This is a genomic window from Ferrovibrio sp., assembly GCF_046297595.1.
Lineage (GTDB): Bacteria > Pseudomonadota > Alphaproteobacteria > Ferrovibrionales > Ferrovibrionaceae > Ferrovibrio.
Genome location: NZ_JBKBHT010000001.1, coordinates 913,411 through 934,231, shown reverse-complemented (window position 1 = coordinate 934,231; position 20,821 = coordinate 913,411). Strand labels below are relative to the sequence as shown.

Annotated in this window: 27 protein-coding genes and 1 other RNA gene; 20 read left to right on the top strand and 8 right to left on the bottom strand. The window is 66.2% G+C overall.

Annotated elements, in window-relative coordinates:
* Positions 1-4: 4 nt before the first annotated feature.
* Together ACK4FJ_RS04720 and ACK4FJ_RS04715 are read right to left on the bottom strand one after the other, a co-directional pair.
* The gene (locus tag ACK4FJ_RS04720; RefSeq protein ID WP_409764678.1) at positions 5-625 is read right to left on the bottom strand and encodes a class I SAM-dependent methyltransferase; all 621 of its coding nucleotides are present in this window, start codon (positions 623-625) and stop codon (positions 5-7) included.
* A gap of 7 nt (positions 626-632) precedes the next feature.
* Positions 633-848, bottom strand: a complete 216-nt coding sequence (locus tag ACK4FJ_RS04715; protein ID WP_300296409.1) for a YdcH family protein — start codon at positions 846-848, stop codon at positions 633-635.
* Between the two features lie 66 nt (positions 849-914).
* On the opposite strand from ACK4FJ_RS04715, the gene ACK4FJ_RS04710 reads away from it, so the two are divergent.
* A complete protein-coding gene (locus tag ACK4FJ_RS04710) occupies positions 915-1,439 on the top strand; it encodes a TIGR02444 family protein (protein ID WP_409764677.1) in 525 nt (174 codons plus the stop codon).
* A gap of 15 nt (positions 1,440-1,454) precedes the next feature.
* Here the strand turns inward: ACK4FJ_RS04710 and ACK4FJ_RS04705 are convergent, their stop codons facing one another.
* A complete protein-coding gene (locus tag ACK4FJ_RS04705) occupies positions 1,455-2,183 on the bottom strand; it encodes a UbiX family flavin prenyltransferase (protein WP_409764676.1) in 729 nt (242 codons plus the stop codon).
* Positions 2,184-2,344: 161 nt separating this feature from the next.
* Between ACK4FJ_RS04705 and ACK4FJ_RS04700 the strand changes: the two genes are divergently transcribed.
* Positions 2,345-2,509 (top strand): YdcH family protein, encoded by a 165-nt coding sequence (locus tag ACK4FJ_RS04700; protein WP_409764675.1) that lies wholly within the window; start codon positions 2,345-2,347, stop codon positions 2,507-2,509.
* Between the two features lie 51 nt (positions 2,510-2,560).
* On the opposite strand, the gene ACK4FJ_RS04695 is transcribed toward ACK4FJ_RS04700, so the two are convergent.
* Entirely contained in the window at positions 2,561-4,186 is a 1,626-nt protein-coding gene (locus ACK4FJ_RS04695) for an acyl-CoA synthetase (RefSeq protein WP_409764674.1), read from the bottom strand.
* 86 nt (positions 4,187-4,272) lie between these two features.
* Positions 4,273-5,046: a sulfite exporter TauE/SafE family protein gene (locus tag ACK4FJ_RS04690; RefSeq protein WP_409764673.1), complete on the bottom strand. Its 774-nt coding sequence runs from the start codon at positions 5,044-5,046 to the stop codon at positions 4,273-4,275.
* A gap of 163 nt (positions 5,047-5,209) precedes the next feature.
* Between ACK4FJ_RS04690 and ACK4FJ_RS04685 the strand changes: the two genes are divergently transcribed.
* The 6 genes from ACK4FJ_RS04685 to ACK4FJ_RS04660 all read left to right on the top strand — a co-directional run bounded on the left by ACK4FJ_RS04685 (position 5,210) and on the right by ACK4FJ_RS04660 (position 8,395).
* A complete protein-coding gene (locus ACK4FJ_RS04685) occupies positions 5,210-5,773 on the top strand; it encodes a hypothetical protein (protein WP_409764672.1) in 564 nt (187 codons plus the stop codon).
* Positions 5,774-5,811: 38 nt separating this feature from the next.
* Positions 5,812-6,147, top strand: a complete 336-nt coding sequence (locus ACK4FJ_RS04680) for a cell division protein ZapA (protein ID WP_409764671.1) — start codon at positions 5,812-5,814, stop codon at positions 6,145-6,147.
* A gap of 13 nt (positions 6,148-6,160) precedes the next feature.
* A non-coding RNA gene (gene ssrS, locus ACK4FJ_RS04675) (6S RNA) lies at positions 6,161-6,318 on the top strand.
* Between the two features lie 39 nt (positions 6,319-6,357).
* On the top strand, positions 6,358-6,960 hold the full coding sequence (locus ACK4FJ_RS04670; RefSeq protein ID WP_409764670.1) for a 5-formyltetrahydrofolate cyclo-ligase: 603 nt from the start codon (positions 6,358-6,360) through the stop codon (positions 6,958-6,960).
* An 8-nt stretch (positions 6,961-6,968) separates the two neighbouring features.
* Positions 6,969-7,778 carry a YmdB family metallophosphoesterase gene (locus tag ACK4FJ_RS04665; protein ID WP_409764669.1) on the top strand — a complete coding sequence of 270 codons (810 nt, stop codon included), beginning with the start codon at positions 6,969-6,971 and terminating at the stop codon, positions 7,776-7,778.
* Between the two features lie 11 nt (positions 7,779-7,789).
* Positions 7,790-8,395 (top strand): uracil-DNA glycosylase family protein, encoded by a 606-nt coding sequence (locus ACK4FJ_RS04660; RefSeq protein ID WP_409764668.1) that lies wholly within the window; start codon positions 7,790-7,792, stop codon positions 8,393-8,395.
* Here the strand turns inward: ACK4FJ_RS04660 and ACK4FJ_RS04655 are convergent.
* The 3 genes from ACK4FJ_RS04655 to ACK4FJ_RS04645 all read right to left on the bottom strand — a co-directional run bounded on the left by ACK4FJ_RS04655 (position 8,376) and on the right by ACK4FJ_RS04645 (position 9,983).
* Positions 8,376-8,858 carry a PAS domain-containing protein gene (locus tag ACK4FJ_RS04655; RefSeq protein WP_409764667.1) on the bottom strand — a complete coding sequence of 161 codons (483 nt, stop codon included), beginning with the start codon at positions 8,856-8,858 and terminating at the stop codon, positions 8,376-8,378. The genes ACK4FJ_RS04660 and ACK4FJ_RS04655 overlap by 20 nt on opposite strands.
* Entirely contained in the window at positions 8,855-9,355 is a 501-nt protein-coding gene (locus ACK4FJ_RS04650; RefSeq protein ID WP_409764666.1) for a PAS domain-containing protein, read from the bottom strand. The genes ACK4FJ_RS04655 and ACK4FJ_RS04650 overlap by 4 nt, the downstream gene beginning before the upstream one ends.
* A 70-nt stretch (positions 9,356-9,425) precedes the next feature.
* Entirely contained in the window at positions 9,426-9,983 is a 558-nt protein-coding gene (locus ACK4FJ_RS04645; RefSeq protein WP_409764665.1) for a hypothetical protein, read from the bottom strand.
* A gap of 258 nt (positions 9,984-10,241) precedes the next feature.
* Between ACK4FJ_RS04645 and ACK4FJ_RS04640 the strand changes: the two genes are divergently transcribed.
* The 12 genes from ACK4FJ_RS04640 to tilS all read left to right on the top strand — a co-directional run bounded on the left by ACK4FJ_RS04640 (position 10,242) and on the right by tilS (position 20,790).
* Entirely contained in the window at positions 10,242-10,991 is a 750-nt protein-coding gene (locus ACK4FJ_RS04640) for a YebC/PmpR family DNA-binding transcriptional regulator (protein WP_409764664.1), read from the top strand.
* Between the two features lie 36 nt (positions 10,992-11,027).
* Positions 11,028-11,537 (top strand): crossover junction endodeoxyribonuclease RuvC, encoded by a 510-nt coding sequence (ruvC, locus tag ACK4FJ_RS04635; protein WP_409764663.1) that lies wholly within the window; start codon positions 11,028-11,030, stop codon positions 11,535-11,537.
* On the top strand, positions 11,534-12,154 hold the full coding sequence (gene ruvA, locus ACK4FJ_RS04630) for a Holliday junction branch migration protein RuvA (RefSeq protein WP_409764662.1): 621 nt from the start codon (positions 11,534-11,536) through the stop codon (positions 12,152-12,154). The genes ruvC and ruvA overlap by 4 nt, the downstream gene beginning before the upstream one ends.
* On the top strand, positions 12,151-13,197 hold the full coding sequence (gene ruvB, locus ACK4FJ_RS04625) for a Holliday junction branch migration DNA helicase RuvB (RefSeq protein ID WP_409764661.1): 1,047 nt from the start codon (positions 12,151-12,153) through the stop codon (positions 13,195-13,197). The genes ruvA and ruvB overlap by 4 nt, the downstream gene beginning before the upstream one ends.
* Positions 13,190-13,627 carry a YbgC/FadM family acyl-CoA thioesterase gene (locus tag ACK4FJ_RS04620; protein ID WP_409764660.1) on the top strand — a complete coding sequence of 146 codons (438 nt, stop codon included), beginning with the start codon at positions 13,190-13,192 and terminating at the stop codon, positions 13,625-13,627. The genes ruvB and ACK4FJ_RS04620 overlap by 8 nt, the downstream gene beginning before the upstream one ends.
* Positions 13,628-13,660: 33 nt before the next feature.
* The gene (gene tolQ, locus ACK4FJ_RS04615; RefSeq protein ID WP_409764659.1) at positions 13,661-14,398 is read left to right on the top strand and encodes a protein TolQ; all 738 of its coding nucleotides are present in this window, start codon (positions 13,661-13,663) and stop codon (positions 14,396-14,398) included.
* Position 14,399: 1 nt separating this feature from the next.
* On the top strand, positions 14,400-14,849 hold the full coding sequence (gene tolR, locus ACK4FJ_RS04610) for a protein TolR (RefSeq protein ID WP_409764658.1): 450 nt from the start codon (positions 14,400-14,402) through the stop codon (positions 14,847-14,849).
* A 59-nt stretch (positions 14,850-14,908) separates the two neighbouring features.
* Positions 14,909-15,859: a hypothetical protein gene (locus tag ACK4FJ_RS04605; RefSeq protein WP_409764657.1), complete on the top strand. Its 951-nt coding sequence runs from the start codon at positions 14,909-14,911 to the stop codon at positions 15,857-15,859.
* 18 nt (positions 15,860-15,877) lie between these two features.
* Positions 15,878-17,254 carry a Tol-Pal system beta propeller repeat protein TolB gene (gene tolB / locus ACK4FJ_RS04600; protein WP_409764656.1) on the top strand — a complete coding sequence of 459 codons (1,377 nt, stop codon included), beginning with the start codon at positions 15,878-15,880 and terminating at the stop codon, positions 17,252-17,254.
* Between the two features lie 408 nt (positions 17,255-17,662).
* The gene (gene pal, locus ACK4FJ_RS04595) at positions 17,663-18,169 is read left to right on the top strand and encodes a peptidoglycan-associated lipoprotein Pal (RefSeq protein WP_409764655.1); all 507 of its coding nucleotides are present in this window, start codon (positions 17,663-17,665) and stop codon (positions 18,167-18,169) included.
* A 238-nt stretch (positions 18,170-18,407) separates the two neighbouring features.
* Positions 18,408-19,499: a tol-pal system protein YbgF gene (gene ybgF, locus ACK4FJ_RS04590; RefSeq protein ID WP_409764654.1), complete on the top strand. Its 1,092-nt coding sequence runs from the start codon at positions 18,408-18,410 to the stop codon at positions 19,497-19,499.
* 10 nt (positions 19,500-19,509) lie between these two features.
* On the top strand, positions 19,510-20,790 hold the full coding sequence (gene tilS / locus ACK4FJ_RS04585; protein ID WP_409764653.1) for a tRNA lysidine(34) synthetase TilS: 1,281 nt from the start codon (positions 19,510-19,512) through the stop codon (positions 20,788-20,790).
* Positions 20,791-20,821 lie beyond the last annotated feature (31 nt).

Here is a 20,821-nt window from a genome sequence, read left to right as displayed (position 1 = left end):
GGCCTCAGGCCGGCCGTTCCAGTACCAGCAGGTCCCAATGCACATCGCCGCGGTCGAACATGTCGCCGCGCTGGCTCTGGTGCAGCAGGGCAAGGTCATGCACGGCACCGGCCGCGATCACCTCATCAGCCGACACGTCGAACATGCGCCGTCCTTCCGGCACCGGACCGTGGCGCAGCGACAATGCCAGCCGGCCCTGCGGGGCAACCAGCGGCGCGACGGCCGCCATGGCGCGCTCGCGCTCGGTCGCGTCCAGATGCATCCATACCGCCGTCAGCATCACGAGGTTGAAGCTTTCGCCGGACGCCGTCAGATGCGCCAGGTCGGGCAGGGCGTCGTCCAGCCAGCGGATATCCAGCCCGGCATGCAGCCTCTGCCCGTGCTCGCGCAGTTCGGCCGTGGGTTCGGCGGCAGTGACGGCAAAACCCCGCCGCGCCAGGGCCGCAGCATCGCGGCCGGTGCCGGCGCCGATATCCAGCGCCCTGCCGGCCATGCCGTCTCTGTGCGGGGCGGGGATCAGATGCAGGATGTCGCGATGCACATCCTCGAAGCGGATGCTTTCATATGTGCTGGCGAGGGTATCGGCGGCCCCGGCATAGCCGGCCGTGCTGGCTGGATTGCTCATGCGGCGATCAGGCGATGATGTCGGGAATCAGCAGATTCTCGATCTTGGTGATCTGGTCCTTGAGCGCCAGCTTGCGTTTCTTCATGCGCTGGATCTGGATCAGGTTCAGGTGCGGCTGTTCGGCCAGGGCGGCGATGGCATCGTCCAGGTCGCGGTGCTCGGCGCGCAGGTCGGCCAGCTTGCGCTGCAATTCCTCGGTATTGATCGGCCCTGGAAAATTCATGCCGTGACTCGATGGATGGGCCGCCGGGCTTCCGCCAGGGCCGGAAAGACCGTAACCATAGCACGGATGAGCGCGACCGACACAGATGCAAAGCCCGGCTTCTGGGCTTTTTCCCTCACGCTGTATGACCGGCCTGGGGTGGCCGAGGCCTGTCTTGCCCTGCAGGATGGCTTTGGCGCCGATGTGAACCTTCTGTTGCTGGGCTTCTGGCGGGCGCGCCAGGGCCATGCCGGCTGGATTCCGGGCGAGATCGACCGGGTGCTGAGCGCCGTGGCCCCGGTGAATGCCGTGCTGGTGCCCTTCCGGGCGGCCCGCCGGGCGCTGAAGGCCCTCCAGGCCGACGAGCCGGCGGCGGCGGCGCTCTATGCCGAGGCCGGAGCACTGGAACTCAAACTGGAGCAGGTGGCCCAGGTCTGGCTGGCCGGCGCCAGCCGGGTCAGCCCGGCCTTGCGCCAGAAACCGCCGGTGCCGCGCGAGACGGAGATGCTGGCTGCAGCCGAGCATCTCGCCTCCTATCTGGACCATCTGGCGCCGGGAGACCCTGCCATCTTGCCGGCCGGCGCGCGGCTGCTGGATGCGGCCTTTGCCTAAACGTCCCGGTCTTGTCTAAACATCCTTGCGCGGCTTGCCGTTCCAGCGTTTCACCAGCCCGCTGTCGATGCCGAACAGGTCCAGCACGCGGCCGACCGTGTGGTTGATCAGGTCGTCCAGGGTCTGCGGCTGGGCGTAGAAGCCCGGCATCGGCGGCGCCACGATGGCCCCCATCTCGGTCACGCTCGCCATGTTGCGGATATGGCCCAGATGCAACGGCGTCTCGCGCGGCACCAGCACCAGGCGACGGCGCTCCTTCAGGGTCACGTCGGCGGCGCGCGACAGCAGATTGCCGGTGACCCCGGTGGCGATCTCGGCCAGGGTCTTCATCGAGCAGGGCATCACCGCCATGCCCAGCGTATGGAATGAGCCCGAGGCGATCGCCGCGCCGATATCGGTAATCGGATACGTCCGGTCGGCCAGCGCCTTCACCTGCTGCGGCGCATACGATGTTTCATAGGCAATCGTCATCTCGGCGGCGCGCGTCATCACCAGATGCGACTCGATACCGCTGCCTTTGAGCGATTCCAGAAGACGGATGCCGTAGATAACGCCCGAAGCACCGGTGATGCCGACCACCAGGCGGCGCTGCGCCGGCGCGCGCACCACCGGTTTGGCCGGCGCCACTGCTTTGGCGAGCAATGCCGCGGACTTACGCCGCGCCGTGGTCAGGGCCGGCTTTGGAGGGGCGGCCGGCGTTGCGGGTTTTTTCTGCGTCGATTTGGTTTTTGTGCGGCGCGCCATGCGCTGGTCTCACGATCTGAGGAAATTTTGCAAAGGGGGCTGACAATCCGGAGTTGCGATGCTTAACTCATATAGTGCGCGTATCGAGATGGACGCGCCGCCCGAAGCGACGGCATCGTCTGCTCGACCGACGCGCTCCGAACCGAAAGGAGGAGACCGCGATGAACAATCCGGCGCATCTCGATACTCTCATCGAAAAACATCACAGCCTGCAAGCGGCGATCGATGACGAGATCCACCGCCCCCTGCCCGATCAGGTTCGCCTCACCCAGCTCAAACGCGAAAAGCTGAAGCTGAAAGAGGAAATTTCCCGCCAAGCACAATAAGCACCGCCGGTTCCGGCCGTAACGGCCGGCATCTGGGTTCGGCCCGCGCGCTCAGGCCAGTTTCTTGGCCTGCTCGCGCAGTTCGAACTTCTGGATTTTGCCGGTCGAGGTCTTCGGCAGCGCGCTGAACACCACGGTCTTCGGCACCTTGAACTTCGCCAACCGCTCGCGGCAGAAGGCGATGATCTCGTCCGGTGTGGCCTTCGCGCCGTCCTTCAGCGTGACGAATGCGCAGGGCGTCTCACCCCAATGCGCGTCGGGCCGCGCCACCACGGCGGCTTCCAGGATGTCGGGGTGCATGTACAGCACGCCCTCGAGTTCCAGCGTCGAGATGTTTTCGCCGCCCGAGATGATGATGTCCTTCGAGCGGTCCTTGATCTGCATGTAGCCGCCGGGATGCAGCACGCCCAGGTCGCCGGAATGGAACCAGCCGCCGGCGAAGGCTTCCTGCGTGGCTTTCGGGTTCTTCAGATAGCCCTTCATCACCACATTGCCGCGGAACATGATCTCGCCCATGGTCTCGCCGTCTTCCGGCACGCGCTGCATGGTCTGCGGATCGAGCACGGTGACGTCTTCTTCCACGTGATAGCGCACGCCCTGTCGCGCCTTCATCGCCGCCTTGTCGGGCAGCGGCAGCTTGTCCCATTCCTCATGCCAGTCGCAGACCACGGCGGGGCCATACACTTCCGTCAGGCCATAGACATGCGTGACGTCGAATCCCATGTCTTCCATCGCCGCCAGCACGGCGGCCGGCGGCGCGGCGCCGGCGGTCATGCATTTCACGCCGGGTTTGAGTTTGGCCTTCACGTCGGCCGGTGCGTTGATCAGCATGTTCAGCACGGTGGGCGCGCCGCAGAAATGCGTCACGCCCTGGTTCACGAAGCTGTCGAAGATCAGTGCCGGATCCACCTTGCGCAGGCAGACATGCACGCCGGCCAGCATGGTGATGGTCCAGGGGAAGCACCAGCCGTCGCAATGGAACATCGGCAGGGTCCAAAGATAGACCGGATGCTTGGGCAGGCTCCAGGTCACGGCATTGCCCATGGCATTCAGGTAGGCGCCGCGATGATGCGTCACCACACCCTTCGGATTGCCCGTCGTGCCCGAGGTATAGCCCAGCGCGATGGCATCCCATTCGTCCAGCGGGCCCTGCCAGGGATATTCGAAATCGCCCAGCTTGATGAAATCCTCGTACTCGATGGCACCGATGCGCTCGCCCGTGGTGATCGCGGGATCGTCAATGTCGATCACATAGGGCTTGGTCTTGCTCAGCTTCAGCGCCTCTTCCGTAACGGCGGAAAATTCGCGGTCGACGAACAGCACCTTCGCTTCGCCATGTTCCAGGATGAAGGCGATGGCGGCCGGATCGAGGCGGGTGTTGATCGGGTTCAGCACCGCGCCGGTGGCCGGCACGCCGAAATGCGCTTCCAGATGCGCGGGGATGTTGGCGGCGATGATCGCCACCGTGTCGCCGCGCCGGATGCCGCGCCGCGCCAGCGCCGAAGCCAGCCGGCGGCAGCGCACGAACAGCGTGGCGTAATCGTAATGCCGGCTGCCATGCACCACGGCGGTACGATGCGGAAACACCTCGGCGGTGCGGCGCAGGAAGCTCAATGGCGACAGCGGCTCGTAATTGGCCGGAGTCTTGTCGAGATCGCGGTCGTAGATCGTGGTCATTGCCGGCAGCCTCCCCATAACGCGTCGGCAGGCTAGACCAGAGTCCACGCCGGCGGCAACGCCCGCTGGCCGTTATTCCCCATGGATTACAGGATTTTAAGCCCCAGGCCGTCAGCCAGCAGCTTCAGGCCGCACAGAAAAATGATGGCATTGACCGACTGGTAGAAGAAACGGTCGCTCAGCTTGTGATGCAACAACATTCCCAGATAGACCCCGGCAATCGCGATGGGGATCAGCAGCAGCGAGGTGCCCAGGTTGGACGGGGTGAATTGGCCCAGCCACCAATAGGGCACCAGCTTCACATAGTTGATCACGGCGAAGAAGATCACCGTGGTGCCCATGAAGATGGTCTTGTCCAGCCGCAGCGGCACCATGTAGATCATCAGCGGTGGGTTGCCGGCATGGGCGATGAAGCTGGTGAAGCCCGAACAGGCGCTCCAGAACAGGCCTTTCGGCAGGTTATGTGGTGCGGGCGTGTCGTCGATGCGGCCGAACCAGCGCTGCAGCGGGAACAGCACGGCCACCGCGCCGACGATCAGCTGGATCGCCTGGTTGTCGACCCAGCGCGCCGTCAGTGTGCCGATACCCACGCCCAGCAGGCCGCCAGCGAGGATGGTGGGCAGGCAGCGCCGGTCCCATTTGCCACGAAATCCCCATAATCCTGCGAGATCCATGGCGCACAGCACCGGCAGCATCACGGCCGCCGCCTGCAGGGGCGGCAGCAGCAGGCTGATCAGCGGCAGGGCGATCAGTGCCGAACCGGGCCCGAAGCCGCCCTTGCTCAGGCCCACGATCAGCACGGCCGGCAGGGCGGCGGCATAGAACCAGGGATCGGTGATCATCGGCAGGGAAGACAGCATGGGGCGGCCGGAACAAAGAGGGGCTGAAACCGTTGGTTATCTGGGCATTTTCCCGGGTGCTTTCCTGGGTGCTTTTCCGGGCGGTTCGGTTGACGCTGCAACAGCGCGAAGTTTATCTTCCATATCAAGTTTGTCGTACAACACCAATCAGCAGAAAGAGCCGATGCATACTGGCGTCTCCGCAGCGGTTGCCGCGATGGAGCAGGCGGTGCGGCGTCTCGATGCCGCCCTGGCGCAGCGCGCCAGCGCCTTCCGTGCACTCGCCGAGCAGCATGGACTGGCCGCCGCAGAGCTGAAAACCCTGCGCGAGGAGTTGCAGGCCGCCCGTGCCGAAGCCGATTCCCTGCGCGAGCGCGCCGCCCTGGTCGATGCCCTGCGCGAGGAACTGGCGCAGATGCAGCGCGAGGAAGAGGCCGCGCCTGTCATCGCCCCGGCCGCCGCGCCTGCTGTTGATGACAGCCTTCTGGCAGCCCGCGATGCCGAGATCGCCGCGCTGAAAAGCGAACGCGACGGCCTGTTGGCCCGGCTGGCGGCTTTGCCGATGCCGCAGCCGGCAATGCCTGCGGCCGCCAGTGCAGATGCCGATGTCACCGCGCTGAAGGCCGAGCTGGCGGCGGCCCGTGCGGCGCAGGACGAAATGCAGGCTTTCCAGTCGGGCATTGCCGCGCGGCTGGAGGCGACGATGGCGCGGCTGCGCCAGGCGCTCGACAGCCAGGCTCAAGGCTGAGAACTGGGCTGAGAACCGGGCTGAGAACGGAGGCTGCAATGGCGATGGTGAAGGTCACGGTCAACAGCCGCCTCTACGAGATCGGCTGCGACGACGGAGAGGAAGATCAGGTCCGCCGCCTGTCGCAGGTTCTGGACGTCCGCGTGCGCGAACTGGCGGCCCTGGTCGGCCAGGTCGGCGAGGCACGGCTGATGCTGATGACGGCGCTCACCCTGGCCGATGACCTGGAGCAGGCGCAGCGCGACGTGGCGGCCATGCGGCAGGAGGTTTCGGCCTTCCAGGCAGAGCAGAAAACCGCCACGGAAGGGGCCGATGCCCTGGTCGGGCTGGCAAAGCGGCTGGAAGACATTGCCGCCAAGCTGGAGAGCACCTAAGTTAAGGGCAGGACGGGCGCTGCCCGGTGCGTCAGGCTTACATAACCCTGGGGCCAATGCTCATCTCTAGGGAGCTGTCCCTGCCGGAACCGTGGTTCCGATCATACGGCGCCCACCTGGTACGCCAGGCCACAGAGGTTAGTTCACGCCAACGGCCAGGGTGGACCCGTCCGCATTTTTCCCGACAGCCGCATTTTTCCCTACAGCCGGATGTCCCAGATTCCCGATCCCGAGCTTGATCGCCGCAAGGCCAGCCTGCGCGCGAAACTGCAGCAGCGCCGCCGCGAGGCCGGGGCCGCCAATGGCGACGCCATCGCGGCTTTGGCCGCACAGCGTTTTCTCGCTGCGATTTCCGTGCGGGCCGGGCAGGCGGTGGCGGGCTACTGGCCGATGGAAGACGAACTCGACCCGCGCCCATTGATGCGGGCCTTGCAGCAGCGCGGCGCGATCCTTCTGCTGCCCGGCGTGGCGACGCAAAAGGCGCAGCCGCTGGTCTTTCGCCGGTGGGATGATATATCCGCCACACCGCCGGCCGGGCGGTTCGGCATTCCCGCGCCGCCCGCGGATGCTCCGGTACTGGTGCCCGATATCCTGATCGTGCCGCTGGTCGGCTTCGATGCAACAGGGCATCGGCTGGGTATGGGCGGTGGTTTCTACGATGCCACCCTGGCCGCCCGGCGCGCTGGTGGTCCCATATTGGCGGTCGGTTATGCTTTCGCTGTGCAGCAGGTGGCCGAATTGCCATCGGGCCCGCTGGATGAAAGACTGGACTGGGCAGTCACCGAGCGCGGCGCGCTCAAGTTCGAAAGATAGAAACGACGATGAAACTTCTCTATTGCGGCGATGTGGTGGGGCGGTCGGGCCGGGATGCGGTGCTGGCGCGTGTCCCCGAACTGCGCCAGTCACTCGGCCTGGATTTTGTGCTGGTCAATGGCGAGAACGCCGCCGCCGGCTTCGGCATCACGGGCAAGATCTGCGAGGAATTCTACGCCGCCGGCGTCGATGCCATCGTGCTGGGCAACCATGCCTGGGACCAGCGCGAGACGCTGGCCTATATCAACGGCGATCCGAAACTGCTGCGGCCGCTGAATTATCCCAAGGGCACGCCGGGCAAGGGCGCCACCGTGTTCACACTGCAGAATGGCCGCAAGGTGCTGGTGGTGCAGGTGATGGGCCGCGTGTTCATGGATCCGCTGGACGATCCCTTCGCCGCCGTTGATGCCGAATTGCAGAAATACCGCATGGGCGCCGGCATCGACGCCGCCATCGTCGACATCCATGGCGAGGCCACCTCGGAAAAGATGGCGATGGGCCATTTCTGCGACGGCCGCGTCTCGCTGGTCTGCGGCACGCACAGCCATGTGCCCACGGCCGATGCGCAGATTCTGCCCAAGGGCACGGCCTACCAGACCGATGCCGGCATGTGCGGCGACTACAATTCGGTGATCGGCATGGACAAGGCCGAACCGCTCAACCGCTTCACCCGCAAGGTGCCGGGTGGCCGCTTCGAACCGGCCAATGGCGATGCCACGCTCTGCGCCGTCTATGTCGAAACCGACGACCGCACCGGGCTTGCCACGCGGATCGCGCCGCTGCGTCTCGGCGGCCGGTTGCAGCAGGCCACGCTCTAGGTTCTGCCGCCATGGCGTCGCGCCGTTTCGACGCTACGCTTGAGGAGGCGCGCGCCTGCCGCCATTGCGCGGCGCATCTGCCGCTCGGGCCACGTCCCGTGGTGCGCATGCGTCCCAGCGCACGGCTGCTGATCGTCGGGCAGGCGCCGGGCACGAAGGTGCATGAAAGCGGCCTGCCCTGGAACGACCGCAGCGGCGACGTATTGCGCGGCTGGCTGGAGATGGATCGCGATACGTTTTACGATACCACGTGCATCGCTATCATGCCGATGGGCTTCTGCTATCCCGGCCGCGATGCCAAGGGTGGCGACAACCCGCCGCGCCCGGAATGCGCGCCGCTGTGGCATCCGCGCCTGCGGCCGCTGCTGCCCAAAATCCGCCTCACCCTGCTGGTCGGGCAATATGCGCAGATGCATTACCTGAATACGCGCCGGCAGAAGACGATGACCGAAACGGTCCGGCATTTCCGCGACTATCTGCCGGACGGCTTCTTTCCGCTGCCGCATCCCAGCTGGCGCAACATGGCCTGGCAGAAGCGCAATCCCTGGTTTACGACTGACGTGTTGCCCGAGCTGCGCCGCGCGGTGCGGGCGTGTTTCACGACCGACGCGGGATGAACTCGATCAGGCAGAACAGCATGTCGATGTTCCTGCCATCGGCCGCCAGCGGCATCACCATGTCCACCACCGACAGGTAATCCTTGTGCGGGCCGATATAGGGCACGCGGTTGACGGTGGGCTCGCCGCCCTCGCTCACCCTTTGCAGGCTGGCCCAGATTTTCGCCGGCGGTCGCTGATGCGGCAGGCTGCTCATGCGCAGGCCGGTATAGCGGCCGTTCATCATCGCATCCACCTGGGTGCCGATCAGGCGGTAGCGGAAATCCAGCGGCCAGTCGGGGTCGGCATCGCGCAGCACGTCCATCAGCGCGATATGCGGCAGCAACGGCTTGATCGCGGCCGGGTCGATGTCGGCGCGGGCCGGCATGGCACGGCCATTGCGCAGGCCGTCCCAGTAATCGAAGCCGCGCAGCAGCAGGGGCGTCGCCCCCTCGCGCTCCAGTCTGTCCCGCAGGAGAGTCACAGTCGTTGTGGCTCCTCGGCCGGCGGCGGAGCCAGGCCATGGCGCGGCAGGAAATCGACGAAGTTGAGCAGCATGTCGACGGTCTCGCCGTCGCGCGACAGCGGCGTGATCAGATCCTGCGCGGCGAGGAAATCCTTGTGCGGGCCGATATAGGGAACCTGGGTGATTAGTGGCTTGCCGCTCTGCACTACGATGCTGAAATTCTCCCACATGCGGCTGGGCGGCTTCTGGTGGGGGATTTTGCTCATGCGCAGACCGGTATAGCGCATGGTGAGATGCGCCTCCACCGCGCTACCCATCAGGCGGTAGCGGAAATCCAGCGGCCAGTCGGGTTCAGCATCGCGCAACACTTCCAGCAGCACCACATGCGGCAGCAGAGCGGGTATTTCGATCGGATCGATATCGGCGCGGCTGGGCATGCTCTTGCCGGCGCGTTTGGTGTCCCAATAGCGGTAGCCCTGCTGCAACAGGAAGGTGGCGCGGTTCAGCTCAAGCATGCCGGCCGATGCTAGGCCGCGCCGTGATGGCTGTCGCGGCCTTTTGGGTTGAATACTGCGTGAAGGGGTATCAGCCCAGTTGCGTGAAGGGCGGCGTGCCGTCCTGCAGACGGATCGGCGGCGCGAGATCGACGCAGACCAACACGCGGTCCACACTGACGCCGTCGTCGGACAGCGGCAGCACGATATGGAACACGCCGCCGACATCGCGGCTGCGGCCCACATAGGGCACCACGCCCTTGATCGGCGCGCGCGCATCCACCGCCGCCGCGAGATGGTCCCAGACCAGGCTGGGCGGGCGCTGGTGCGGCACCTGGCTCAGAGTCATGCCGGTATAGTCGATGTTGAGGATCGCGTGCATGCGGCTGCCGATCAGCTCGTAGCGGAAATCCAGCGGCCAGTCGGGTGCCCCATCGCGCTGCACGCTCAGCAGCAGGGACTGGGGATGCACCAGGTCGGAATGACGCGCCTGCACATCGGCCCAGGACGGCATGTCCCGATCGCCGCAGGCCGTCAGCCACAGGGCATAGGCCTCGTTCAGCATGGCCGAACGCGGATAGCCCGGCAGGCCGGAGCCGGATTGGGCCGTGGTGTCGCGCAGGGCGGCCAGATGCAGGAGGTTGGGCATGCCGGATGTATGTATACGATTGATAACGCTGCGTAAATTTGAATCTGCCGGGATTTGCTGCTGCATCCGGCGATTCTTCAAATGGTATAAGTCCTGGCTTCTGCTCGCAATGGTTTATCCGGCTTTCCGCCGGCCGCCGCTTGCAATTGCGTGGGCGCGGCTTTATCCGGGCCGCCGGGCCGGCTGCCGATGGCGGCCGAAATATGGTAAACATGCCCGATTCGTTTGCTTTTTCACGATCATCCACAGGTTCAGGTCATGGCCGGCCATTCCCAGTTCAAGAACATCATGCACCGCAAGGGCGCCCAGGATGCCAAGCGCGCCAAGGTGTTCACCAAGCTGATCCGCGAACTCACCACGGCGGCCCGCATGGGCCAGCCCGACCCCAACACCAATCCGCGCCTGCGCGCCGCGATCCAGGCCGCCCGGGCGGCCAACATGCCGAAGGACACGGTCGACCGCGCCATCAAGCGCGGTTCGGGTGCCGATGGCGCCGATAATTACGAAGAGGTGCGCTACGAGGGCTATGGCCCCGGCGGCGTCGCCGTGATCGTCGAGGCGTTGACCGACAACCGCAACCGCACGGCGGGCGAGGTGCGCGCCGCCTTCTCCAAGAATGGCGGGGCGCTCGGCGAGACCAATTCGGTCTCCTTCATGTTCGACCGCGTGGGCGAGATCGTCTTCCCGGCTGCCGCCGCTTCGGCCGAGGCGTTGTTCGAGGGCGCGCTGGAAGCCGGCGCCGAAGATGTGCAGTCGGACGAGGACGGCCACACCGTCACCTGCGGCCAGGACGATTTCGCCGCCGTGCGCGAGGCGATGGAAAAGGCTTTCGGCGAGCCGAAAGCGGCCAAGCTGGTCTGGCGTCCGAAGACCACCACGCCGGTGGATGGCGAAAAGGCCGAGACGCTGCTGAAGATGATCGAGGTTTTGGAAGATTCCGACGACGTGCAGACCGTCTACGCCAATTTCGAGATTTCGGAAGACGAACTGCGCAAGCTGGCGAGCTGACGCGGCATCGGCACAAGGAGCGGTTTGGGCCATTACATGCGCATCATCGGACTCGATCCGGGCCTGCGTGCCACCGGCTGGGGCGTGATCCTCGCCGAGGGCAACCGGTTGAGCCATGTGGCGCACGGCACCATCCGCACCAATCCCGACGACGAACTGGCCTGGCGCCTGCGCATGGTGCATGACGCGCTGACCGAGATCATCGCCGAATGGCAGCCGCAGGCGGCGGCGGTGGAAGAGACCTTCGTCAACAAGAACCCGTCTTCCACGCTGAAACTCGGCCAGGTGCGCGGCGTGGTGCTGCTGGCGCCGGCCCAGGCCGGCCTGCCGGTCGGCGAATACGCGCCCACGGTGGTGAAGAAGGCGGTGGTGGGCACCGGTGCTGCCGACAAGGACCAGGTGCATGCCATGGTCAAACGCCTGCTGCCCGGCGTCAGCGTCACCGGCGCCGATGCCGCCGATGCGCTGGCGGTGGCGATCTGTCATGCCCATCATGCTGCCACCAGCCGCCGCATCCTGGCGGCGGATATCAGGGTCGGCCGATGATCGCCAAGCTCTCCGGCCTGCTCGACAGCGTGTCCGACGCCGCCTGCATCCTCGACGTGAACGGGGTCGGCTACCAGGTCTTCTGCTCGGCCCGCACCTTGCGCGCCCTGCCCCGGCCGGGCGAGGCGGCGCGGCTTTATATCGAGACCCATGTGCGGGAAGACCATATCCACCTCTACGGCTTCCTGTCCGAAGCCGAGCGCGGCTGGTTCAATCTGTTGCAGACCGTGCAGGGGGTCGGCGCAAAAGTGGCGCTCGGCATCCTCTCGGCGCTGTCGCCCGACGAATTGTTCCGCGCCATCGCCAGCGCCGACAAGACCACGCTCAACCGCTGCGACGGCGTGGGGCCGAAGCTGGCCGTGCGCCTGGTCACCGAACTGAAGGACAAGGTGGGCGGCATCGCGCTCGGCCCCGTCGTGCAGGCCGCGAATGGCGACGCGGCGGCGGTGGCCGGTTCCGAGACCGGGCCGGTGGCCGATGCGCTCTCGGCCCTGGTCAATCTGGGCTACAAGCGCGCAGAGGCCTTCGGTGCCGTCACGGCGGCCGCGCGCAATCTGGGCGATAAAGCCAATGTGCAGCAGCTGATCCCGGCCGCGCTGAAGGAGCTGGCGCGATGAGCGAAGCGCCCCGCATGGTTTCAGGCGCGAAAGCCGAGGGCGATGATTTCGAGCGCCATCTGCGGCCGCAGCAGCTCGGCGATTTCATCGGCCAGGCGCGGGCGCGGGAGAATCTCGACATCTTCATCCAGGCCGCCAAAAGCCGCGGCGAGGCGCTGGACCATGTGCTGCTGCACGGTCCGCCGGGTTTAGGGAAAACCACGTTGGCGCAGATCGTCTCGCGCGAGCTGGGCGTCAGTTTCAAGGCCACGTCTGGTCCGGTGATCGCCAAGGCCGGCGATCTCGCCGCTTTGCTGACCAACCTGGAAGCGCGCGACGTTCTGTTCATCGACGAAATCCATCGCCTCAATCCGGCGGTGGAGGAAATCCTCTATCCGGCCATGGAGGATTTCCAGCTCGACCTGATCATCGGCGAGGGGCCGTCGGCGCGTAGCGTGCGCATCGACCTGCCGCCGTTTACCCTGGTCGGGGCCACCACGCGTTCAGGGTTGCTCACCACGCCGTTGCGCGAACGCTTCGGCATTCCGCTGCGGCTGAATTTCTATGAGGTCGAGGAACTCGAACTCATCGTGCGGCGCGGTGCCCGCATCCTCAACCTGGAACTCGATGCCTCCGGTGCCCGCGAGATCGCCCGCCGCGCCCGCGGCACGCCGCGCGTGGCCGGGAGGCTGCTGCGCCGGGTGCGCGATTTCGCCGCCCATGCCGGCGCGGCGGTGGTGGATGCCAAGACGGCCGATGCAGCTTTGCTACGCCTGGAAGTCGATGCCCGCGGCCTGGATGCCATGGACCGGCGGTACCTGAATGTGATCGCGCGCGATTTCTCGGGCGGCCCGGTGGGTGTGGAAACCATCGCCGCCGCCCTGTCCGAGCCGCGCGACGCGCTGGAAGACATCATCGAGCCCTATCTGATCCAGCAGGGTTTCCTGCAGCGCACGCCGCGCGGCCGCCTGCTGACGCCGGCCGCCTTCGGCCATATCGGGCTGACGCCGCCCGCTGGCCTGTCGGCGAACCAGCTCGATCTGCTGGGAGACGACGATGCCTGAAGCCAAGGCCGCGTCCTGGCATCGTTATCCCCTGCGGGTGCAATGGGAAGACACCGATGCCGCCGGCATCGTCTATTACGCCAATTACCTGCGTTTCATCGAGCGCGGCCGGTCCGACCTGCTGCTGCAGAACGGCATCGACCAGCACAGCCTGATGAACGAGCCGGGCGGGGTGGCCTTCGCCGTCCGGTCCTGCAATGTGGACTACCTGAAACCCGCCCGCCTGCACGAGGAGCTGGTGGTCGCCACCGCCATCACCGAGCTGCGCGGCGCCAGCCTGACCGCCCGCCAGGATGTCTGGCGTGGCGAGGATCTGCTGGTCCGGGCCCAGGTCAAACTGGCCTGTATCGACCGGGACGGGCGGGCGCGACGGGTGCCGCCACGCATTGCCACGGTTTTCGCCACACTTTCACCAAATTTATCGCATTGATCTGCTAACTCCTCACGGAAGGACTCGAAAGTTATGGACAGGACCGTCAGCGCCATGCCGCTCGGGGGCTCGGCCGCAGCCACCGACCTCTCGCTCTGGGCGCTTTTTCTGCAGGCCGACTGGATCGTCAAGGCCGTGATGCTGCTGCTCGTTCTGGCCTCCTTCTGGTCATGGGCGATCATCTTCGACAAGCTGATCAAGATCCGGAAGGTGCTCTCCGACACCGACAAGTTCGAGAACGATTTCTGGTCGGGCGGCTCGCTGGATGCCCTCTACGACCGGCTCTCCATCGCCGGCCCGCAGCACCCCATGGCGGTGCTGTTCGTGGCCGCCATGCGCGAATGGCGCCGCTCCACCGAGCGCGGCCTGGTGCGCGGCAAGCACGGTCTGGGTTCGCTGCAGGTGCGCATCAATCAGGTGATGCGCGTCTCCATCGACCGCGAGATGGAACGCCTGGAACGCTATCTCGGCTTCCTCGCTTCCGTGGGTTCGGTGTCGCCCTTCGTCGGCCTGTTCGGCACGGTCTGGGGCATCATGAATTCCTTCCACGCCATCGCCTCCAGCAAGAACACCTCGCTGGCCGTGGTGGCACCGGGCATCGCCGAGGCGCTGTTCGCCACGGCGCTGGGTCTGCTGGCCGCCATTCCGGCGGTGATGGCCTACAACAAGTTCTCCAACGACCTCGGCCGGCTCAACGTGCGGCTGGAGGGTTTCGCCGGCGAGTTCTCGGCGCTGATGTCGCGCCAGCTCGACGAAGAAGAGGCGGCCTGACATGGGCATGCAGATGGGCGGCGGTTCCACCCGCGGCGGCCGGATGAAACGCCGGCCGATGTCGGACATCAACGTGACGCCGCTGGTCGACGTCATGCTGGTGCTGCTGATCGTGTTCATGGTGGCCGCGCCGCTGCTCACCGTCGGCGTGCAGGTCGACCTGCCCAAGACCCAGGCGGCGGCGATCCAGGGCCAGGATGAACCCCTGAGCGTCACCATCGATTCCCAGGGCGTCATTTACCTTCAGGAAACGGCTGTCGAGATAGACCAGCTTGTGCCGCGCCTGCAGGCGATTGCCGGCAATGCGCCCGACCGCCGCATTTTCGTGCGCGGCGACCAGGCGATCAATTACGGCAAGGTGCTGGAAGTGATGGGTCTGATCAATTCCGGTGGTTTCACCAAGGTGGCGCTGGTCGGCAATCCGCCGGCTGCCGCGGCACCGCGGCGTTAATTAGTAACCGGCGTCTCGTGGTCGGCGCTGTTACAGGCAAAAGGGTGTGAGTTAGACGCGTGCAACGCTCCTCGTACATATTCTCGGCCAGCCTGCATGCCGGCATCACGGCATTGGCCATTTTCGGCCTGCCGTACTGGGAGCCCAAGCGCGAGCTTGAGCCGCCGGTGATCCTGGCCGAATTCGCGCCGATCGCCGACAAGACCAACGTGCCCAAGCCGCAGCCCAAGGTCGTCGAATCGAAGGCGCCGCCGAAGGAAGAGCCGGTGCCGGAGCAGAAGGTCGCGCCCGAGCCGCCCAAGCCGCCGCCGGCTGCCGCCGCGCCGCCGCCTCCACCCCCGCCGCCCACCCCTGAGCCGCCCAAGCAGGCCGAGGCACCCAAACCCGCGCCGATGCCCGAACCGGTGCCTGCGCCCAAGCCCGTGCCCCAGCCCAAGGAAGTGGTCGAGGCGCCCGAGCCGCCGAAGGTGGCCGAGAAGCCCAAGCCCGAGGCCAAGCCGCAGCCGCCCAAGATCACCCAGCGCACGGAAGAGAAGAGCAAGACGCCCAGTTTCACCGATGTGGCCGCGCTGGTGAACAAGATGAAGGCGCCGCCCTCGCCGCAACCGCAGCAGGCACCGCAGACCGCCGCGCGCACGCCGCCGGCATCGGCGCCGCGCGCCGAGGGGCCGTCCAATCCCAACCTGCCGATCTCGATGAGCGAGAAGGATTTCATCCGCAAGCAGGTCGAAGACCGCTGGCAGTTCGATATCGGTGCCAAGGATGCGCAGAACCTGATCGTGCGCATCCGCTTCAGCCTCAATCCCGACGGCACGCTGCGCACGCAGCCCGAGATCGTCGACACCGCCCGCATGTATCTGCCGGGCCAGGAAAGCTATCGCTCGGCGGCTGAATCGGCCCGCCGCGCCGTGCTCAAGGCGGTGCCGTTCCAGTTGCCGCCGGGCGACAGGGAAAAATGGAGTCAGGAAATCATCCTGAATTTCGATCCGCGACAGATGCTGGGTGGCTGACACATGACGGGAGCAGTGATGACCGCGACGACGATGAAGCAGAAGGCCGCATGGCCGCGCAAAGGCCTGCTGGCCGGCCTGACGGCGCTGGTCTCCACGCTGTTCCTTGCCGTGGCGGCGAAAGCCGCGGTCGAGATCGACATCACGCGCGGCAATTTCAAGCCCGTGCCGATCGCGATTTCCGATTTCGATGCCGACAACCCGCAGGCCACCAAGCTTGGCCAGGATGTCGCCGCCGTGATCCGCGCCGACCTTGAACGTTCCGGCCTGTTCAAGCCGGCCGATCCGCGCGCCCATATCCAGAGTCCCGCCGCCATGCGTGTGCAGCCGCGCTTCGGCGACTGGCGCGTGATCAACGTCGATGCCCTGGTCAATGGCCGCATCGAAATGCAGGCCGATGGCCGCCTGCGCGGCGAATTCCGCCTCTGGGATGTGGCCGCCGAGCAGCAGATGACCGGCCTGGCGCTGTTCACCACGCCCGATAACTGGCGCCGCTTGGCCCATCTGATCGCCGATGCGATCTACAAGCGCGTCACCGGCGAGGATGGTTATTTCGATACCCGCATCGTCTATGTCGCGGAAGCCGGCCCGCCGGACCGCCGCGTGAAGCGGTTGGCGATCATGGATCAGGATGGCCACAACCACCGCTTCCTCACCGATGGCCGCTATCTGGTGCTGACGCCGCGCTTCAGCCCGAGCCAGCAGGAAATCACCTATCTGTCGTATTTCAACGACAAGCCGCGCGTATATCTGTTCAACATCGATACCGGGCAGCAGGAACTGGTCGGCGATTTCCCCGGCATGACCTTTGCCCCGCGCTTCTCGCCCGATGGCAACCGCGTGATCATGTCGCTGGCGGTGGATGGCAACTCGGATGTCTACATGATGGATCTGCGCACGCGGCAGCGTTCGCGCCTCACCGCCGATCCCGCCATCGACACGTCGCCATCCTTCTCGCCCGACGGCCGCCGCATCACCTTCAATTCCGACCGTGGCGGCAGCAAGCAGATCTACACGATGAATGGCGATGGCACTGATCAGCGCCGCATCAGCTTCAACCAGGGCCGTTATTCCACGCCGGTCTGGTCGCCGCGCGGCGATCTGATCGCCTTCACCAAGGAAGGCGGCGGTCAGTTCTCGATTGGTGTGATGCGGCCCGATGGTTCGGGTGAACGCATTCTCTCGACCTCGCCGCTGGTGCAGGAAGCGCCGACCTGGGCGCCGAATGGCCGCGTGTTGATGTTCTATCGCGAGGTTCCGTCCGATGCGCGCGGTCGCGGCCAGCGGGTCCGTCTCGTCTCGATTGATCTGACCGGATACAACGAACGCGAAATTCCCACGCCGATCGACGCGTCCGATCCGGCCTGGTCGCCGTTGTCGGCTCTGATCCGCTGACGGCTTTTTACGGCCCGCCGACTGCGCCGGACCTATTAACCAATTGGTTCGGGCGGCTCGGCAGCCTGGGGATAATTCCCGCTTTTCCGGCCCCTGTGGCAGAAATGCCTCAGGGGCCGGATTAGTATTTACAAGCCTTTAGGCCTATTGATTCAGGAAAAACCGCCCGATATAGTCAATTGTGACGCAATGGCTTGAACCATTGGTTCCGGCAACGTTTACGCTGGCAGGACCTCTAGGATTGCGTACCAGAGATTGCTGCGGCGGCCGACGGGCCGGGTCAAGTCAGTGGTTTGTCAGACGCTTCGTTTCGGGTGTTGAAACTCGACAGCCGGGATGAAACGCAAGTTTTCTTTGGTCGTTCAGGTTCCTGATCTCACTCTCGAAACCCTTGGAGGGATAAAAAAAATGCGCCTCAACACCTTCGGCTCCAAGTTTGTGGCCGTCGCCGCTGTGGGCCTGCTCCTCGCCGCCTGCGAATCGGCTCCGCAGCAGGCCGCCTCGACCGGCGGTACCGGTGGCGCCTCTGCAGCGACCGGTCAGACCAGCATCGCGCCGGGCACCGTGCAGGACTTCCAGGTCAATGTCGGCGACCGCGTGTTCTTCGACTATGACAAGTTCGAAGTGAAGCCGGCCGGCAAGGCCACCCTGGACAAGCAGGCCGCTTGGCTGAAGCGCTATGGCCAGTGGAAGATCGTGGTCGAGGGTCACTGCGACGAACGCGGCACCCGCGAGTACAACCTTGCCCTGGGCGAGCGTCGCGCGAATGCCGTCAAGACCTACCTGATCAACCAGGGCATCCCGGCGAACCGCGTCACCACGATCTCCTACGGTAAGGAGCGTCCGGTGGCTCTGGGTTCGAACGAGGCCGCCTGGGCTCAGAACCGTCGCGGCGTGACGGTCCTGTCGAACTAATTCCGCTGCGGGCGGCGCAAGTCGCCTGCGGATGAGGTTCCGAGGAACACCCGCTTCGCCCCGGCTTCTGCCGGCGGCGGGCGGGTGTTTCTTTTTTTGCGCTACCTTCTTGAGCCGTCGTCCTTTGCGTCCTTCGCCGAATGGCGGATTTCCCGCATGGTTGCGGCCCGCCACGCTTTTGACGTAAACCGCCATAAGATCGTCTGTATCCGCCACACCGCCTGACCGGGGTTTCGCCATGGCCGCGCCCATCGCCATCCGTTTCATGCCCGCCATCCTCTGCGGTCTGCTTGCCGTCCTGCCCGTGGCACCGGCCTCGGCCCAGGACGCCCAGACGCTCGATCGCATCAACCGGCTGGAAAACGACCTGCGCGCGCTGCAGCGTCAGGTCTACCGCGGCGGTTCCGCCCCCTCGGGTTCAGGCAGCGTTTCCAGCGCGCCGCTTTCCGATGGCGGCGACAGCTCCTCCATCGCCAACCGGCTGAACAGCCGCATCGACGAGTTGGAAAACCAGATCCGCGAACTCACCGGCCGTTTCGAGCAGGTCGAGTTCAATTCCAGCCAGGCCAACCGCCGCATCGACAAGCTGGTGGAAGACGTCGATTTCCGCCTGACGCAGATCGAACGCGGCGGCGCGCAGCCGGGCGCTGCCGCTGGCAGCATCGAACAGGTCAAGCCGCCGGCCGCCACGCCGGCCGCCGGGCCGCAGCCGGGCCAGCAGGCCGTGGCCAGCCAGAATCAGGCAAGGGGTTCCACCTCCGCCACGCCGGGCCAGGCGCCCAGCAGGGAAGGCGTGCTTGGTTCCATGCCGGCGGATGCCCAGGGCCGGCCGCTGCCGCCCAGTGCCGGTGCCAGCGCCGGGGGCGGGCAGGGCGCCACCCCGCAGCAGACCGCGCGGGCGACCGCACCGGCCGCGCCCAGCGCGCGCGCCAAGCTGCCCGCCGGCAGCACGCAGGAACGCTACAACTACGCCTACAAGCTGCTGGTGCAGAGCGACTATGCCGATGCCGAGGCCGCCTTCCGCGAATTCCTGGGTGCGCATCCGCAGGATCCGCTGGCCGGCAACGCGCAATACTGGCTGGGCGAGACCTATTACGTGCGCCAGCAATATGAGCCGGCCGCCCAGGCCTTCCTGCAGGGCTATCAGGGCTATGGCAAAAGCGCCAAGGCGCCCGACAGCCTGCTGAAGCTCGGCATGTCGCTGGCGGCGATGAAGAAGAACCCCGAAGCCTGCGCCGCCCTGGGCCAGCTCGCCAAGGATTTCCCCAACGCGCCGCAGCATGTGAAAGACGCCGCCACCCGCGAACGCGGCAAGATCGGCTGCAAGTAAGCCGCCCATCATGCCGGCCCCGAGTCCGGTCCTGAGCGTCGCTGCTTTCGGCCGCCGGCTCGGGGCCCTGCTGCCGCGCGGCGTCGATCAGGTCGCCGTCGCGGTCTCGGGCGGCGCCGACAGCATGGCGCTGGCCCTGCTGGCCCATGACTGGGCGGCAAAGCGCAACATCCGCGTCAGCGCCTTCACCGTCGATCACGGCCTGCGTCCCGAATCCGCCGCCGAAGCCAGGCAGGTGGCACGCTGGCTGAAGGCGGCCGGCATGTCCTGCCGCATCCTCACCTGGCGCGGCGCGAAACCGGCGGCCAACCGCCAGGATGCCGCGCGCGAGGCGCGCTACGGCCTGCTGCGCGACGCCTGCGCCAGGGCCGGCATCAGGCATCTGCTGCTGGCGCATCACCGGGAGGACCAGGCCGAGACGCTGCTGCTGCGCGCCCTGCGCGGCTCGGGCGTCGATGGCCTGGCGGCGATGCAGGCTGCGCGTGCGCTGGATATGGATTTCATCCTGCTGCGCCCACTGCTGGATGTGCCCAAGGCCGATCTGGTCGCGACCTTGCGCAAACGCGGCCAGGCCTGGATCGAGGACCCCAGCAACGCCAATCCCGCCTTCGCCCGCGTGCGGGTGCGCCAGGCGCTGGACGATCTCGCCGGCGGCGATGCGGGGCTACGCGCCGAACTGGTGGCGCATCTGGCACTCACCGCCCGCAACCTTTCCCGCGCCCGCGCCGCGCTCGACTCGGCCGCCCTCGTGCTGCTGCAGGGCATGGCGCATCTCGATCCCGTGACCGGCATCGCCCGGCTCGATCCGGCAAAGCTGAAGGCGGCCGATGACGAGATCGCCCTGCGCGCGCTGGCCCGCCTGCTGCAGGCCATCGGCGGCGATCCGCTGCCGCCCCGGCTGGAGCGGCTGGAGCGGCTGCTGGCCGGCCTGCGCGGCGCAAAGCCTGAAGCCGCCACGTTGCACCGCTGCATGTTGCGGCCGGAAAAGGCCGGCACACAAATCCTTGTCTGCCGCGAGGCGCGCCACCTGCCCGAAGCCATGACGCTCACCCCCGACGACCGTTTCCTGTGGGACGGCCGCTTCGAGATCGCCGTGCCCAGATCCGCGCGCGGCCTCACGCTCGCGCCGCTTGGCCGTCATCGCCCGGATGGTGTTTCCACCACCATTCCCGCCGCTGCCTGGCCGACCCTGCCGGCCGTCTGGCGCAACGGAACCCTGCTGGCCGTGCCGGGCCTGGGCTGTGGCAGTTTGCCGCCGGGCCTCTTTGTAACATTCGGAAAGCATTGGTGAGGCGGAATCCGCACCCGGTAACCGCTTGTTT